General features: G+C 70.8%; 13 protein-coding genes and 2 pseudogenes. 14 read left to right on the top strand and 1 reads right to left on the bottom strand.

The annotated features are described in order from the left end of the window. The first annotated feature begins 523 nt into the window (after positions 1-523). Positions 524-952: a sensor histidine kinase gene (locus tag ACWD0J_RS24860; protein ID WP_451498031.1), complete on the top strand. Its 429-nt coding sequence runs from the start codon at positions 524-526 to the stop codon at positions 950-952. A gap of 125 nt (positions 953-1,077) precedes the next feature. Here ACWD0J_RS24860 and ACWD0J_RS24855 read toward each other — a convergent pair whose 3' ends face one another. After that, positions 1,078-1,239: a hypothetical protein gene (locus tag ACWD0J_RS24855; protein ID WP_451498030.1), complete on the bottom strand. Its 162-nt coding sequence runs from the start codon at positions 1,237-1,239 to the stop codon at positions 1,078-1,080. Positions 1,240-1,431: 192 nt separating this feature from the next. On the opposite strand from ACWD0J_RS24855, the pseudogene ACWD0J_RS24850 reads away from it, so the two are divergent. From ACWD0J_RS24850 to ACWD0J_RS24790, 13 genes and pseudogenes are all read left to right on the top strand, one after another. Further along, a pseudogene (locus ACWD0J_RS24850) lies at positions 1,432-1,617 on the top strand (response regulator transcription factor); the annotation flags it as partial. 84 nt (positions 1,618-1,701) lie between these two features. Next, positions 1,702-3,747 (top strand): excinuclease ABC subunit UvrC, encoded by a 2,046-nt coding sequence (gene uvrC / locus ACWD0J_RS24845; protein WP_451498029.1) that lies wholly within the window; start codon positions 1,702-1,704, stop codon positions 3,745-3,747. Beyond that, positions 3,744-4,748 (top strand): RNase adapter RapZ, encoded by a 1,005-nt coding sequence (gene rapZ, locus ACWD0J_RS24840; protein WP_451498028.1) that lies wholly within the window; start codon positions 3,744-3,746, stop codon positions 4,746-4,748. Before uvrC ends, rapZ begins: the two co-directional genes overlap by 4 nt. Beyond that, positions 4,745-5,812 (top strand): gluconeogenesis factor YvcK family protein, encoded by a 1,068-nt coding sequence (locus tag ACWD0J_RS24835; protein ID WP_451498027.1) that lies wholly within the window; start codon positions 4,745-4,747, stop codon positions 5,810-5,812. The genes rapZ and ACWD0J_RS24835 overlap by 4 nt, the downstream gene beginning before the upstream one ends. Then, the gene (gene whiA, locus ACWD0J_RS24830; RefSeq protein ID WP_451498026.1) at positions 5,803-6,792 is read left to right on the top strand and encodes a DNA-binding protein WhiA; all 990 of its coding nucleotides are present in this window, start codon (positions 5,803-5,805) and stop codon (positions 6,790-6,792) included. Before ACWD0J_RS24835 ends, whiA begins: the two co-directional genes overlap by 10 nt. A gap of 148 nt (positions 6,793-6,940) precedes the next feature. Beyond that, positions 6,941-9,892, top strand: coding sequence for a M14 family zinc carboxypeptidase (locus ACWD0J_RS24825; protein ID WP_451498025.1), 2,952 nt, complete (start codon positions 6,941-6,943; stop codon positions 9,890-9,892). Between the two features lie 224 nt (positions 9,893-10,116). Continuing rightward, complete coding sequence (gap, locus tag ACWD0J_RS24820) at positions 10,117-11,127, top strand: type I glyceraldehyde-3-phosphate dehydrogenase (protein ID WP_451498024.1); 1,011 nt, start codon at positions 10,117-10,119, stop codon at positions 11,125-11,127. Positions 11,128-11,270: 143 nt separating this feature from the next. Further along, positions 11,271-12,482, top strand: a complete 1,212-nt coding sequence (locus ACWD0J_RS24815) for a phosphoglycerate kinase (protein ID WP_451498023.1) — start codon at positions 11,271-11,273, stop codon at positions 12,480-12,482. 6 nt (positions 12,483-12,488) lie between these two features. Next, entirely contained in the window at positions 12,489-13,265 is a 777-nt protein-coding gene (tpiA, locus tag ACWD0J_RS24810) for a triose-phosphate isomerase (protein WP_451498022.1), read from the top strand. A gap of 104 nt (positions 13,266-13,369) precedes the next feature. Then, complete coding sequence (gene secG, locus ACWD0J_RS24805) at positions 13,370-13,600, top strand: preprotein translocase subunit SecG (RefSeq protein WP_086757824.1); 231 nt, start codon at positions 13,370-13,372, stop codon at positions 13,598-13,600. 213 nt (positions 13,601-13,813) lie between these two features. Continuing rightward, a complete protein-coding gene (locus ACWD0J_RS24800) occupies positions 13,814-14,149 on the top strand; it encodes an RNA polymerase-binding protein RbpA (protein ID WP_010352468.1) in 336 nt (111 codons plus the stop codon). Positions 14,150-14,281: 132 nt separating this feature from the next. Next, positions 14,282-15,550, top strand: coding sequence for an MFS transporter (locus ACWD0J_RS24795; RefSeq protein WP_451498021.1), 1,269 nt, complete (start codon positions 14,282-14,284; stop codon positions 15,548-15,550). Positions 15,551-15,614: 64 nt separating this feature from the next. Beyond that, positions 15,615-15,866, top strand: a pseudogene (locus ACWD0J_RS24790) (glucose-6-phosphate isomerase); the annotation flags it as partial.

The following is a 15,866-nucleotide window of genomic DNA, read 5'->3' as shown; positions in this document are numbered from 1 at the left end:
ATGCCCAACAGCGGCCTACTCCCGGCCGAGTCGGCGCTCACGCCCGCAGGGCCAGTACCTCCCTGATCGCCCGCGCGGACAGCGCCGACTTGTGCGGGAACCCGCGCGCGGGACTGTCGGCGATGAGTTCGTCTCCCGGACCCGTACGAGGGCTTCCGCGCCGGTCGCGGCAAGGCCGACGACCTGGACCCCACCCCACCCCACCCCACCCCACTCCGCTCCAGCAGCAGGCACGGGTGGCCTGCATGAACCGGACGCTGTCATCGACGCTGAGACAGCGCAGTGACATGCGCACAGCTTGCCAACCGGACGACGGAAGCGCTTTGCAGCCAGCCTGTAGGCCGCTCCGCCGCCGGCCGCGCGCGATGGCGGCGTCGACAGGGGCGGCAGGGACGCAGGGGCGGCAGGCGGGCCGTGCGCCAGGACACCACCTGCGACGGGAAGATCGAGGGCAGCGCGCGTATCGGCCGGTTGCGGGGCGTGGGCACCTTCGACTCCGGCATGGGGCTGAGAGGATCGCCCGGTGGATGCCGCGCGCGGCCTGGAGGAGCTCGTCGAAGGCGTCGCCCAGTCCTCGGCGAAGGCGTTCGAGCTGCTCGGGGAGCCCGTCGGCCCGCTCCTCCAGCAGGCCTGGCCCCTTCTAGAGGTCCAGCTGGAGGTCGCCGTCTGTCACGTCACCTCGGAGTACCTGACCAACGCCGTGAAACACGCGCGCGGGTGTCGCCAGGTGAAGGTGACGGCCCGCACCGACAGCGACGTCCTGGAGGTGATCAACCGCGACGACGGCACCGGCGGTGGCGCCGGCCCCGCCCGCGGCTGGAGCCTGATCGGGCTCGTCAACCGGGTCGAGGCGATCGGCGGCAGGCCGGCCGTCAGCAGCCCGCCCGGCCGGGGCACGACCCTGACCGTACAGCTGCCCGTACCCGTACCCGGGCCCGGAGCACAGAGGTGACCGCCCGAGGCGTACGCGGAGGGGCGCTGCCCAGGAGGGGGAGCCTGGACGCGGTGACGCGCGTACGCCTCGGGCGGCCGGGTCGGACGGTCGGGTCGGACGGAGAGGAAGGAAGCCGTCCGGCTCTAGGGGCGGGGGTGACCACCGCCTCGTTCCCGCGGTACGCGCTTGGCGCGCACGATGTCGGGGTCGCGCGGGTCTAGCAGGTCGTGCAGCGTGGACGTCTCGTCCGTGGTCCGGCCGGACCGGGCCGGCCGCCGTCGCTTCTCGATCCGTGTCCGCCGCATGTCCCGCAGCCCTTCGGCCGATGACCGCCGCCCCGTCCGGAGCGACAAGCCCTTTTCTATCCGCAGCGACTGGAGCCTCCCTCGCGCCCGGCCTCAAGTCGTCAGGGCAGGCCCCCACATTCCGCATCCGGTCAGCCGCACCCGGGCCTCCGGCAGGCTGTCGGGACGCCGTACCGCATGAGCCGGTGCGCCCGTGAGCGCGAGGTCCTCGCCCTCATGGCGCGGGGCCGCTCGAACGCGGGCATCGGCCGCCGGCTGTGGGTGGCCGAGGGCACCGTCGGGAAGCACGTCCGCAGCAGCCTGGGCAAACCGGGCCTCCAGGAGGACACCGGCGCCCGCCGCCGCGCCCTGGCCGTGCTCACCCGCCCGGAGCCGCGGCAGACCCGGTTCCCGGCATCCGGGCGGCCCGGCGTCGTCCACAGGCCCGCCGCGCTGTCAGCCCTCGCCAGTAGGGTGTGAGACATGGCCGATCCCTCCAGCTACCGCCCCCGGCCGGGACAGATCCCGGACTCCCCCGGGGTCTACAGGTTCCGTGACGAGCACCGCCGGGTGATCTACGTCGGAAAGGCGAAGAGCCTGCGCCAGCGCCTGGCGAACTACTTCCAGGACCTGGCGGGCCTGCATCCGCGCACCCGCACCATGGTCACCACGGCGGCGTCCGTGGAGTGGACGGTGGTGTCCACGGAGGTGGAGGCGCTGCAGCTGGAGTACTCCTGGATCAAGGAGTACGACCCCCGGTTCAACGTCAAGTACCGCGACGACAAGAGCTACCCGTACCTCGCGGTGACGATGAACGAGGAGTTCCCGCGCGTGCAGGTGATGCGCGGTCACAAGAAGAAGGGTGTGCGGTACTTCGGGCCGTACGGGCACGCCTGGGCGATCCGCGACACCGTGGACCTCCTCCTGCGCGTCTTCCCGGTCCGCACCTGCTCGGCCGGCGTCTTCAAGAACGCCACCCGCACCGGCCGCCCCTGTCTGCTCGGCTACATCGGCAAGTGCTCCGCGCCCTGCGTCGACCGGGTCTCCGCGGAGGAGCACCGCGAACTCGCCGACGACTTCTGCGACTTCATGGCCGGGCGCACGGGCACGTATCTGCGCCGCCTGGAGAAGCAGATGACGGCGGCGGCCGAGGAGATGGAGTACGAGCGGGCAGCCCGCCTGCGCGACGACATCGAGGCCCTGAAGAAGGCGATGGAGAAGAACGCGGTCGTGCTCGCCGACGCGACCGACGCCGACCTGATCGCGGTCGCCGAGGATGAGCTGGAAGCGGCCGTGCAGATCTTCCACGTCCGCGGCGGACGGGTGCGCGGCCAGCGCGGCTGGGTCACCGACAAGGTCGAGGAGATCACCACCGGCGCCCTCGTCGAGCACGCCCTCCAGCAGCTCTACGGCGAGGAGAAGGGCGACGCGGTGCCCAAGGAGGTCCTCGTCCCGGCGCTGCCCGACCCGGTGGAGCCCGTCCAGGACTGGCTCACCGAGCGGCGCGGGTCGAACGTGTCGCTGCGCATCCCGCAGCGCGGCGACAAGAAGGCCCTCATGGAGACCGTGGAGCGCAACGCCCGGCATTCGCTCGTGCTGCACAAGACCAAACGCGCCTCCGACCTGACCACACGCTCGCGCGCGCTGGAGGAGATCGCCGACGCCCTGGTCCTCGACAGCGCCCCGCTGAGGATCGAGTGCTACGACATCTCGCACCTCCAGGGCGACGACGTCGTGGCCTCCATGGTCGTCTTCGAGGACGGCCTCCAGCGCAAGAGCGAGTACCGCCGCTTCCAGATCAAGGGCTTCGAGGGCCAGGACGACGTCCGCTCCATGCACGAGGTGATCACCCGCCGCTTCAGGCGCTACCTCGCCGAGAAGGAGCGGACGGGGGAGTGGACCGACGGCGAGGACGCGCTCACCGAGGAGGACGGCCGTCCCAAGCGGTTCGCCTACCCGCCCCAGCTCGTCGTCGTCGACGGCGGCCGGCCCCAGGTGGCCGCCGCCAAGAAGGCCCTCGACGAACTCGGCATCGACGACATCGCCGTGTGCGGCCTCGCCAAGCGCCTGGAGGAGGTCTGGCTGCCCGGCGAGGACGACCCCGTGGTCCTGCCCCGCACCAGCGAGGGCCTCTACCTCCTCCAGCGCGTCCGCGACGAGGCGCACCGCTTCGCGATCAGCTACCAGCGCACCAAGCGCGCCAAGCGCTTCCGGTCGAGCCCGCTGGACGACGTGCCGGGCCTCGGCGAGACCCGCAAGCAGGCGCTGATCAAGCACTTCGGCTCGGTGAAGAGGCTGCGGTCCGCGACGATCGACCAGATCTGCGAGGTGCCCGGCATAGGCCGCAAGACGGCCGAGACCATCGCCGCCGCCCTCGCCCGGGCGGCCCCGGCCGCACCCGCCGTCAACACGGCGACCGGCGAGATCATGGAAGACGATGGGAACGGGGCACTCGAGACCACCACCCAAGCCCCGGGGGAGCCCGTGACCGCGGGCGCCCCGGACGAACGACGGGGGCAGGAGACATGACCGAGCAGGAAGCACAGCCCACAGCGGAGCGAGATCGCACGCACAAGGAAACAGGCGAGGATCCCGCACAGCACCACGCACGCCAGGAAGACGGAGCACACGTGAGTACGGGCAGCGAAGCAGCCGGGACGCCCGATGCGGCCATCCCCGAGCTTGTGATCATCTCCGGCATGTCCGGGGCCGGCCGCTCGACGGCCGCCAAGTGTCTGGAGGACCTCGGCTGGTTCGTCGTCGACAACCTCCCGCCCGCGCTGATCCCCACCATGGTGGAGCTCGGCGCCCGCTCGCAGGGCAACGTGGCACGGATCGCGGTCGTCGTCGACGTCCGAGGCCGCCGCTTCTTCGACAACCTCCGGGAGTCCCTCGCCGACCTCGAAAGCAAGCAGGTCACCCGGCGGATCGTCTTCCTGGAGTCCTCCGACGACGCCCTGGTGCGCCGCTTCGAGTCGGTGCGCCGCCCGCACCCCCTCCAGGGCGACGGCCGCATCGTCGACGGCATCGCCGCCGAGCGCGAGCTGCTGCGCGAGCTGCGCGGCGACGCCGACCTGGTGATCGACACCTCCAGCCTGAACGTGCACGAGCTGCGCGCCAAGATGGACGCCCAGTTCGCCGGCGAGGAGGAGCCCGAGCTGCGGGCCACCGTCATGTCCTTCGGCTTCAAGTACGGCCTCCCGGTCGACGCCGACCTGGTCGCGGACATGCGCTTCCTGCCCAACCCGCACTGGGTCCCGGAGCTGCGCCCCTTCACCGGCCTCAACGAAGAGGTCTCCGCGTACATCTTCAACCAGCCCGGTGCCAAGGAGTTCCTCGACCGGTACGCCGAGCTGCTCCGGCTCATCGCGGCCGGCTACCGGCGTGAGGGCAAGCGGTACGTGACGATCGCCATCGGCTGCACCGGCGGCAAGCACCGCTCGGTGGCCACGTCGGAGAAGCTCGCCGCGCGCCTTGCCGCCGAGGGTGTGGAGACGGTGGTCGTGCACCGGGACATGGGACGGGAATGACGGGACGTTCTCCGCGGCTGAGCAGGCTGCGCCGGGCCGTCCCCGAGGGACGCGCGAGCAAGCCCGTCGAGGCCCGCGGGGCCAAGCCGCGCCGCCGGGGTGCCCAGCCCAAGGTGGTCGCCCTCGGCGGCGGCATGGGCCTGTCGGCCTCGCTCGCCGCGCTGCGCCGGATCACCGGTGACCTCACCGCCGTCGTCACCGTGGCCGACGACGGCGGCTCCAGCGGGCGTCTGCGTGACGAACTGGGTGTGCTGCCGCCCGGCGACCTGCGCAAGGCGCTGGCGGCGCTGTGCGGCGACGACGACTGGGGCCAGACCTGGGCGCGGGTCATCCAGCACCGCTTCCAATCCAAGGGCGACCTGCACGAACACGCGGTCGGCAACCTGCTGATCGTCGCCCTGTGGGAACAGCTGGGCGACCACGTCCAGGCCCTGGACCTGGTGGGCAGGCTGCTCGGCGCGCACGGGCGTGTGCTGCCCATGTCCGCCGTGCCCCTGGAGCTCCAGGCACTGGTCAAGGGCCACGACCCGGACCGGCCCGAGGACGTCGACACCGTGCGGGGACAGGCGACCGTCGCCCTCACACCCGGCGAGGTGCAGTCCGTGCACCTGGTGCCGCACGACCCGCCCGCGGTGCCGGAGGCGGTGGAGGCGGTTCTCGACGCGGACTGGGTGGTCCTCGGCCCGGGCTCGTGGTTCTCCTCGGTCATCCCGCACCTGCTCGTGCCCGAACTCCTGGACGCGGTCACGCAGACGAAGGCGCGCCGGGTACTCTCCCTGAACCTCGCGCCGCAGCCGGGAGAAACCGAGGGCTTCTCCCCGCAGCGTCATGTGGAGGTTTTGGGACGACACGCCCCTAAACTCGCCCTGGACGTGGTGCTGGCCGACGAGGCCGCCGTGCCCGACCGAGATGTGCTCACCGAGGCCGCCAAGCGGCTCGGTGCCGCGGTCGAGCTGGCCCCGGTCGCCCGGAGAGACGGAACTCCGCGGCACGACCCGGAGCTGTTGGCCGCCGCGTACGACCGTATTTTTCGGATGCATGGAAGGATCGGCCCATGGCGATGACGGCAGCGGTGAAGGACGAGATCTCCCGGCTCCCCGTCACCCGTACCTGCTGCAGGAAGGCGGAGGTCTCCGCCATTCTGCGGTTCGCCGGCGGCCTCCACCTGGTGAGCGGGCGCATCGTGATCGAGGCGGAGCTGGACACCGCGATGGCGGCCCGCCGCCTGAAACGGGACATCCTGGAGATCTTCGGCCACAGCTCCGAACTGATCGTGATGGCGCCCAGCGGACTGCGCCGCGGCTCGCGTTACGTCGTCCGGGTCGTCGCCGGCGGTGACCAGCTGGCCCGGCAGACCGGCCTGGTCGACGGCAGGGGCCGTCCGATCCGGGGGCTGCCCCCGCAGGTGGTCTCGGGGGCCACCTGCGACGCGGAGGCCGCCTGGCGCGGGGCCTTCCTCGCGCACGGCTCGCTCACCGAGCCGGGCCGTTCCTCCTCCCTTGAGGTGACCTGCCCGGGCCCGGAGGCCGCGCTCGCGCTGGTCGGCGCCGCCCGCCGGCTGTCGATCGCGGCCAAGGCCCGCGAGGTGCGCGGCGTGGACCGGGTGGTCGTCCGGGACGGCGACGCGATCGGTGCCCTGCTCACCCGGCTCGGCGCCCACGAGTCGGTGCTGGCCTGGGAGGAGCGCCGGATGCGCCGCGAGGTGCGGGCCACGGCGAACCGTCTCGCCAACTTCGACGACGCCAACCTGCGTCGCTCCGCGCGCGCGGCCGTCGCCGCCGGTGCCCGCGTCCAGCGCGCCCTGGAGATCCTCGGTGACGACGTCCCCGAGCACCTCGCAGCCGCCGGGCGCCTGCGCATGGACCACAAGCAGGCCTCGCTGGAGGAGCTGGGCGCGCTCGCCGACCCGCCGCTGACCAAGGACGCCGTGGCGGGCCGTATCCGCCGGCTGCTGGCGATGGCCGACAAGCGCGCCTCCGACCTCGGCATCCCGGGCACGGACGCCAACCTCAGCGAGGACCTGGCCGACAATCTCGTGGGCTGACCCGAGTCTCGCAACACGCCGGTGCCGACGCCCGCTTGGGCCGTCGGCGCCGGCGTTCGTCCATCTGCGCGGTGTCCTTGACTCGATCATGGATTGACATGAGCCTGGCATGGTTCTCCGCTGTGGGGAACACACGCTAGGGGGGTTCATGAGACGAAGAGCGAGACCGATCCTCGCTGTTGGTGCGCTCCTGCTGGGCGGTGCGGGCATCGCACCCCTCGCACAGGCGGCGGAAAGCCCCGCCTCGTCGGATCCGAACGAGGTCAAGGTCTTCCGCGCCGAGGTCACCCGGCAGCAGGTACCCCTGCTGCTGGCGGCCGGCCAGGACGGACACGAACTCAGTGAACAGGTGCCCGAGAAGGGCAAGGCCACCGTCGAGGCCTATCTCACCGACCAGCAGGCCGACGCACTCGAGGAACAGGGCGTCGACCTCACCGAGCACAAGCTGTCCGCCAAGGCGGAGGCGCGCGTCGAGGACGCCGCCGAGGGGGTGTTCCGCCCCTACAGCGGAAGCGGCGGGCTGAAGGAGGAGATCGTCAGGACCGGCCAGGAGAACCCCGGCCTCACCAAGGTCGTCTCCATCGGCAAGACGGTCAACGGCCAGGACATCCTCGCCCTGAAGATGACCAAGGGCGCCAAGAAGTCCAAGGACGGCTCCAAGCCGTCCGTGCTGTACCTGTCCAACCAGCACGCGCGCGAGTGGATCACGCCGGAGATGACCCGCCGGCTGATGCACCACTACCTGGACAACTACAAGACGGACAAGAAGATCAAGAAGCTCGTCGACTCCACCGAGCTGTGGTTCGTGCTGTCCGCCAACCCCGACGGCTACGACTACACCTTCCAGGACTCCGACAACCGCCTGTGGCGCAAGAACCTGCGCGACAACAACGGCGACGGGACCATCGCCACCGGCGACGGCGTCGACCTCAACCGCAACTTCCCCTACAAGTGGGGCTACGACGACGAGGGTTCGTCCCCCAACCCCACCAGCCAGACCTACCGCGGCACCGCCCCCGGCTCCGAGCCCGAGACCCAGGCCCTGGACGCCTTCGAGAGGCGGATCGGGTTCACGTACGGCATCAACTACCACTCCGCCGCCGAACTCCTCCTCTACGGGGTCGGCTGGCAGGTGGCCACCGACACCCCGGACGACGTCCTCTACGAGGCGCTGGCCGGCACCCCGGAGAACTCCGCGATCCCGGGCTACCACCCGCAGGTCTCCTCGGAGCTCTACACCACCAACGGCGAGGCCGACGGTCACGCGGCCAACGTCAACGGCACGGCGATGTTCACCCCCGAGATGTCGACCTGCCAGACCATCTCGAACCTCTACCCGGACGACCGCTGGAACGCCGCCGACTGCCAGTCGGTCTTCAACTTCCCCGACGACGAGAAGCTGATCCAGCAGGAGTTCGCGAAGAACATCCCGTTCGCGCTCTCCGTCGCCGAGTCCGCCTCCCACCCCGACCGGCCGTCCTCGGCGGCGGGCCTGAGCGCCGCCGACTTCACCCCGGCCCCGTTCACGACGTCGTACGCACGCGGCGCCGACCAGGAGGTCTCCGTCGTCGTACGGAAGTCGGTGCGCGACAAGGAACTCAAGTACCGCGTCAACGGCGGACGCACGCTGGACCAGGCGCTGCGGCCCTGGAAGGGCGGCGAGACCTACGGCGGTGAGGACAACCTCTACTTCGACGAGTACCGGGCCAGAGTCCAGGACGGTGTTCCGGGCGACACGGTGGAGGTGTGGTTCACCGGCGAGACGAAGAGCGGCAAGAAGATCTCCAGCACGCACTTCACCTACACCGTGGCCGAGCGGCCCCGCGCGGACGTCCTCGTCGTCGCCGAGGAGGGCGCGGCAGCCACGCAGGCGCAGACCTACGTCGACACGCTGAAGGCGGCCGGACACAGGGCACTCGTCTGGGACGTCGCCACCCAGGGCGCGCCCGACGCGCTCGGCGTGCTCAGCCACTTCGGCACGGTCGTCCACTACACGGGCGCGAGCGTCCCCGGCATCGCCACCCAGCTCCAGCTGCGCGCCTTCCTCAACGAGGGCGGCAAACTGCTGGAGGCGGGCGAGCTGGCCGGCGGCAGCGTCGCCCTCGCCGACGGCACCCCGACGAACGACTTCAGCCAGTACTACCTGGGCGCCTACTCACGCACGTCGACCCCCGGGGCCACCGGCTTCACCGGCTCCGGAGAACTCGGCGGCTTCACCGGCGCGCTCGGTCCCGCCACCGGCAACCCGCTGGACCGGGCCGGCACGTACGGCGTGACCTCGGACGAACTGCCCGCCGACAGGTACCCCCAGTTCGTCAGCGCCGGCGCGGGCCAGTTCGCCGGGACCGTCAACCCGTACGGGCCCTACGCGGGCTCCTCCATGGCGGCCGCCGTGCACACCGACGACGCCTACAAGCGGCTGACCCGGACCGTCGACCTCACCGGGGTGAGCGCCGCCGACCGGCCCACGCTGCGCACGCAGCTGCTGTGGGACACCGAGCCCGGCTACGACAACGTGCTCGTCGAGGCGCACACCACCGGCGCCGACGACTGGACCACGCTCCCCGAGGCGGGCGGCGCCACCCGCGCCACCGTGCCGGCGGAGTGCTCGGCCGGGTACTACGTGGCCGAGCACCCGCAGCTCGCGCACTACCTGACCGCGGCCCCCGACGGTTGCGCCGCGACCGGCACCACGGGCGCGTGGAACGCCCTGACCGGCGCCTCCGACGGCTGGCAGCAGGTGAACTTCGACCTGAGCGCGTACGCCGGCAGGTCGGTCGAGGTCGCGATCAGCTATGTCACCGACCCGGGCAGCGGCGGCCACGGCGTCCTCGCGGACGACGCCTCCCTGGTCGTCGGCGGCAGCGCCACCGAGACCGAGGGCTTCGAGACGTCGCTCGGCGCCTGGAGCGCGGCCGGACCGCCCCCGGGCAGCCCGGCCGTCCTCAAGGACTGGGCGCGTACCGGGACCCTGTTCCGGACCTACGGGGCGGTCACCACGGACGACACCGTGCTGCTCGGCTTCGGCCTGGAGCACGTCGCCTCGGCGGCCGAGCGGACGGCTCTGCTGAGGAAGGCCCTCGCGGCGCTCGACGAGTGACGTACCAGGTCAACCCGGTGTGACTCGGTACAGCGAGAACGGGTGATCGGTCTTCGGACCCGGGCGGTCCGTACCCCTACTGGCGGGTACGGGCCGCCTCGCCGTGTATGGGGCATCTCGATGTCACCCCGGGGGCCACGGAGAGGTAGGGTCGTAGGCGGTCGGGGACATCCCATACAGCTCGCCGGATTCGAACCCGGCGTACCAACGAGGAGATCGGTTTCGTGACGATCCGCGTAGGCATCAACGGCTTTGGCCGCATCGGTCGTAACTACTTCCGCGCGCTGCTGGAGCAGGGTGCAGACATCGAGATCGTGGCTGTCAACGACCTGGGTGACACCGCGACCACCGCTCACCTGCTGAAGTACGACACCATCCTGGGCCGCCTCAAGGCCGAGGTGTCGCACACCGCCGACACGATCACCGTCGACGGCAAGACGATCAAGGTGCTCTCCGAGCGCAACCCCGCCGACATCCCGTGGGGCGACCTCGGCGTCGACATCGTGATCGAGTCGACCGGCATCTTCACCAAGAAGGCCGACGCCGAGAAGCACATCGCCGGCGGCGCCAAGAAGGTCCTCATCTCGGCTCCGGCCAAGGAAGAGGACATCACGATCGTGATGGGCGTCAACCAGGACAAGTACGACCCGGCGAACCACCACGTCATCTCCAACGCCTCCTGCACCACCAACTGTGTGGCGCCGATGGCCAAGGTGCTCGACGAGAACTTCGGCATCGTCAAGGGCCTGATGACGACGGTGCACGCATACACGAACGACCAGCGGATCCTGGACTTCCCGCACTCGGACCTGCGCCGCGCCCGCGCCGCCGCCGAGAACATCATCCCGACCACGACGGGTGCCGCCAAGGCCACCGCCCTGGTCCTGCCGCAGCTCAAGGGCAAGCTCGACGGCATCGCGATGCGCGTCCCGGTCCCGACCGGTTCGGCCACCGACCTGGTCGTGACGCTGCAGCGCGAGGTCACCAAGGACGAGGTCAACGCCGCGTTCAAGAAGGCCGCCGACGACGGCGACCTCAAGGGCTACCTGTCCTACACCGAGGACCCGATCGTCTCCTCGGACATCGTGGGCGACCCGGCCTCCTGCACCTTCGACTCCTCCCTGACCATGGTCCAGGAGGGCAACTCGGTGAAGATCCTCGGCTGGTACGACAACGAGTGGGGCTACTCCAACCGCCTCGTCGACCTGACGGTCTTCGTCGGCGACCAGCTCTGATCGACAGAGCAGGCACCTCCGTGTGAGGACAGGGCTCGGGCAGTGCGGCGACGCGCTGTCCGAGCCCTGACTCACGTACAGATCAGCTCTTCCACGATCACGGGCATCACCGGCATCACGAGTCCTCACCAGGAGTTCCCTCCATGAAGACGATCGACGAACTTCTCGCCGAAGGCGTGGGCGGCAAGCGGGTCTTCGTCCGCGCCGACCTGAACGTGCCGCTGGACGGCACCACGATCACCGACGACGGCCGTATCCGCGCCGTCGTGCCCACCGTCAAGGCACTCGCCGAGGCGGGCGCCCGGGTGGTCGTCGCCTCGCACCTGGGCCGCCCCAAGGGCGCGCCGGACCCCGCCTTCTCGCTCGGCCCGGCCGCCGCGCGCCTCGGCGAACTCCTCGACACCTCCGTGGCGTTCGCGACCGACACGGTCGGCGAGTCCGCCCGGGCCACCGTCGCGGACCTCGCCGACGGCCAGGTCGCCGTCATCGAGAACCTGCGCTTCAACGCCGGCGAGACGTCCAAGGACGACGCCGAGCGCGGTGCCTTCGCCGACCAGCTGGCCGGGCTCGCCGACCTGTACGTGGGCGACGGCTTCGGCGCGGTGCACCGCAAGCACGCCTCGGTCTTCGACCTCCCGGCGCGGCTGCCGCACTACGCCGGCTACCTCATCGCGACCGAGGTCGGTGTCCTGAAGAAGCTCACCGAGGACGTCGAGCGCCCCTACGTGGTCGCCCTCGGCGGCTCCAAGGTCTCCGACAAGCTCGCCGTCATCGACGAGCTGCTCGGCAAGGCCGACAAGCTGCTCATCGGCGGCGGCATGGCCTTCACCTTCCTCAAGGCCAAGGGGTACGAGATCGGTGCCTCCCTGGTCCAGGAGGACCAGCTGCCGGCCGTCAACGAGTACGTCGAGCGCGCGGAGAGGAACGGCGTCGAGCTGATCGTCCCCGTCGACGTCGTGGTCGCGGCCGAGTTCCCGGACCTGAAGACCAAGGCTCCGTCCGACCCGGCCACCGTGGCCGCGGACGCGATCCCGTCCGACCGGATGGGCCTGGACATCGGTCCGGAGTCCCGCAAGCTGTACGCCTCGAAGCTCGCCGACGCGGCCACCGTCTTCTGGAACGGCCCGATGGGCGTCTTCGAGCATCCCGACTACGCCGAGGGCACCAAGGCGGTCGCCCAGGCCCTTCTCGACTCCCCGGCCTTCACGGTCGTCGGCGGTGGCGACTCCGCCGCGGCCGTCCGCATCCTGGGCTTCGACGAGAACGCATTCGGCCACATCTCGACCGGTGGCGGCGCCTCCCTCGAATACCTCGAGGGCAAGACGCTCCCCGGCCTCGCCGCACTGGAGGACTGACCCCGTATGACCACTCGCACGCCGCTGATGGCGGGCAACTGGAAGATGAACCTCAACCACCTCGAGGCCATCGCCCACGTCCAGAAGCTCGCCTTCGCCCTGGCCGACAAGGACTACGACGCCGTAGAGGTCGCCGTCCTGCCGCCCTTCACCGACCTGCGCTCCGTGCAGACCCTGGTCGACGGCGACAAGCTCAAGATCAAGTACGGTGCCCAGGACATCTCCGCGCACGACGGCGGCGCCTACACCGGCGAGATCTCCGGTTCGATGCTGGCCAAGCTGAAGTGCACGTACGTGGCCGTCGGCCACTCCGAGCGCCGCCAGTACCACAACGAGACCGACGAGCTGGTGAACACCAAGGTCAAGGCCGCCTACAAGCACGGCCTGACCCCGATCCTGTGCGTCGGCGAGGAACTGGACGTCCGCGAGGCGGGCAACCACGTCGCGCACACCCTCGCCCAGGTCGAGGGCGGCCTCAAGGACCTTGCGGCCGAGCAGGCCGAGACCGTCGTGATCGCCTACGAGCCGGTGTGGGCCATCGGCACCGGCAAGGTCTGCGGCGCCGAGGACGCCCAGGAGGTCTGCGCGGCGATCCGCGGCAAGATCGCCGAGCTGTACACGCAGGAGCTGGCCGACCAGGTCCGCATCCAGTACGGCGGCTCCGTGAAGTCCGGCAACGTCGCCGAGATCATGGCGCAGGCCGACATCGACGGCGCCCTGGTCGGCGGCGCGTCGCTGGACGCCGACGAGTTCGTCAAGATCGTGCGGTTCCGCGACCAGTGAGTGTGCGGTAGCGGCGATCCGTCGTACTCTTGCGGGGGCATGGTGGCCAGCCACCGTGCCCCCGTCGTCCATCCAGTTCCGAGGAAGTTGGTCCAGCCGTGGTAATGGGGTTCTCGATCGCCCTGATCGTCTTCAGCCTGCTGATGATGCTGCTGGTGCTGATGCACAAGGGCAAGGGCGGCGGCCTCTCCGACATGTTCGGTGGCGGCATGCAGTCGTCCGTCGGCGGCTCCTCGGTCGCCGAGCGCAACCTCGACCGCATCACCGTGGTGGTCGGTCTGATGTGGTTCGCGTGCATTGTCGTGCTCGGCATCCTGATGAAGGTGAACAACTGATCAGCGTCACACACGCAGCACGCCCATTCCACACGTAAGGCCCCATGTTCGGTACGCGCAGCTGAGCGCGGCCTATCATGGGGCTTGCGTCTGTGTACGGGGGTTGTAACTCCATTCACTGGACGCGCGTTGGGCCTTACGTAGACTGAGGCGCTCGCAGCGAAGCGAAACGCCGACTCGCTTCGCGGCACCATCACGCAGGGAGTTACGACCGTGGCAAGTGGCAACGCGATCCGAGGAAGCCGGGTCGGGGCGGGGCCGATGGGCGAGGCCGAGCGGGGCGAGTCCGCGCCCCGGCTGCGCATCTCCTTCTGGTGCTCCAACGGGCATGAGACGCAGCCCAGCTTCGCCAGCGACGCGCAGGTTCCCGATACCTGGGACTGCCCGCGCTGCGGCTTTCCGGCGGGGCAGGACCGGGACAACCCCCCGGCTCCGCCGCGCACCGAGCCCTACAAGACGCACCTCGCCTACGTGCGGGAACGGCGCAGCGACGCGGACGGCGAGGCGATCCTCGCCGAGGCGCTCGCCAAACTGCGAGGCGAGATCTAGGAGTTGAGAGCCGGCCGGGCATCGCGGATGCCCGGCCGGAGAGGTTTCGGACGCCGGCGGCGGACCGCCCGCGGACCGATTGTCAGTGGTGCCTTCTACGGTGTGTGTATCGGCGCATCGTGAGGGGGACTTGTGGCGACGGTCGAGACGGCGGGCGGGCGTGCGCCCGCGTGGCGCGGGGGATTCGGACGGCTGTGGAGCGCCGCCGTGCTCTCCAGCTTCGGTGACGCGCTGCGGACTTCCGCACTGCCCCTGCTCGCCGCGACACTGACCGACCGGCCGCTGCTCATCGCCGCGGTCACCGCCTGCGGGTATCTGCCCTGGCTCGTCTTCGGCCTGCTCGGCGGGGCCGTCGCCGACCGGGCGGACCAGCGGCGCGCCATGTGGACGGTGGACGCGGTACGCGGGCTGCTGGTCGCGTGCTTCGCGGTGGCCGTCGCCCTCGGGCACGCCTCGATCGGCCTGCTGATCGCGCTGGCCTTCGCCCTGACCACCCTCCAGACGCTCTTCGACAACGCCGCCACCGCCCTGCTGCCCGCCCTGGTCGACCGCGAGGCGCTGGGCAGCGCGAACGCGCGCCTGATGACCGGCCAGCAGATCGCCGGCGGCCTGCTGGGCGCCCCCGTCGTACCGCTGCTGCTGGCGGCCGGCGCCGCCGTCCCCTTCGCCGCCGACGCCGTGACCTTCCTGGTGGCGGCCGCCCTGATCGCTTCACTGCGCACCGCGATGCCCGAGCGGAAGCCGAGACCGGCGGGCAGCACCCTGCGCCGCGAGATCACCGAAGGGCTGCGCACGCTGGGCCGCGACCGCGCACTGCGCGCACTGTGCGCCGCCACGGCCCTGTGCAACGTCGGCGTAGGCGCCCTCATCGCGGGTCTGGTGCTCCTGGTGACCGGCTGGCTGGACGCCGGTACGACGGGGTACGCGGCGGCCATGGCCGCGTACACGGTCGGCGGCCTGGCCGGGGGAGTGGCGAGCGGCCGGTTCGCCGCCCGTCTCGGGCGGGTCCGCGCGGTGCTGTTCGCGGGGACGGCGCAGACCGGTGCGCTGGTGGTCATGGGCACGGTACGCAGCCCGGTCGCCCTCGTGTCCGCCATGGCCGTCTTCGGATGCATGGGCATGGTGTGGAACGTCAGCACCAGGACGCTGATGCAGGAGTGCGGCCCCGCCGAGATGCTGGGCCGGGTCAGCGCGGCCTTCCGGACCCTGGCCGTCGCCGGAGCGCCCCTGGGCGCCCTGCTGGGCGGTGCCGTGGCCACCGCCTGGGGTCTGAACACCCCGGCCCTGCTCGCCGCGGGATTCTTCGTCCTGTCCGTCATCTCGCTGATACCCGCGCTCACGAGGGACGTACGGGTGGGTGCGCCCGACGGCGACACCACGACGGCTCACGCCCCGCGCTGATCAATTAGGTTGGGACCGGCAGCGGGGCACCAGGGACAGGTACGAAAGAAGGCTGAAGCCCGACATGAACGCAGACGGCCGGACCAGGCTCAACCAGACGCCCGAGTGGACCGCTCTGGCGAAGCACCGCGAGGAACTCGGGGAGGTGCGGCTGCGCGAGCTGTTCGCCGCCGACCCGAGCCGCGGCACCGGATACACGGAGCGGGTCGGTGACCTGTACATCGACTACTCCAAGCACCTGGTCACCGACGAGACGCTGCGGCTGCTGCGGGAACTGGCCGCCGCGACCGGCGTGTCCGGGCTGCGGGACGCCATG

Source organism: Streptomyces sp. NPDC003011, assembly GCF_053591515.1.
This window is presented reverse-complemented; position numbering and strand designations above follow the sequence as displayed.

What these genes read in the sequence shown, in the direction of transcription:
- ACWD0J_RS24855 (WP_451498030.1), bottom strand. Translation starts at nt 1,239, where the DNA reads ATGCGGCGGACACGGATCGAGAAGCGACGGCGGCCGGCCCGGTCCGGC.
- uvrC (WP_451498029.1), top strand. Translation starts at nt 1,702, where the DNA reads ATGGCCGATCCCTCCAGCTACCGCCCCCGGCCGGGACAGATCCCGGAC.
- rapZ (WP_451498028.1), top strand. Translation starts at nt 3,744, where the DNA reads ATGACCGAGCAGGAAGCACAGCCCACAGCGGAGCGAGATCGCACGCAC.
- ACWD0J_RS24835 (WP_451498027.1), top strand. Translation starts at nt 4,745, where the DNA reads ATGACGGGACGTTCTCCGCGGCTGAGCAGGCTGCGCCGGGCCGTCCCC.
- whiA (WP_451498026.1), top strand. Translation starts at nt 5,803, where the DNA reads ATGGCGATGACGGCAGCGGTGAAGGACGAGATCTCCCGGCTCCCCGTC.
- ACWD0J_RS24825 (WP_451498025.1), top strand. Translation starts at nt 6,941, where the DNA reads ATGAGACGAAGAGCGAGACCGATCCTCGCTGTTGGTGCGCTCCTGCTG.
- ACWD0J_RS24815 (WP_451498023.1), top strand. Translation starts at nt 11,271, where the DNA reads ATGAAGACGATCGACGAACTTCTCGCCGAAGGCGTGGGCGGCAAGCGG.
- tpiA (WP_451498022.1), top strand. Translation starts at nt 12,489, where the DNA reads ATGACCACTCGCACGCCGCTGATGGCGGGCAACTGGAAGATGAACCTC.
- secG (WP_086757824.1), top strand. Translation starts at nt 13,370, where the DNA reads ATGGGGTTCTCGATCGCCCTGATCGTCTTCAGCCTGCTGATGATGCTG.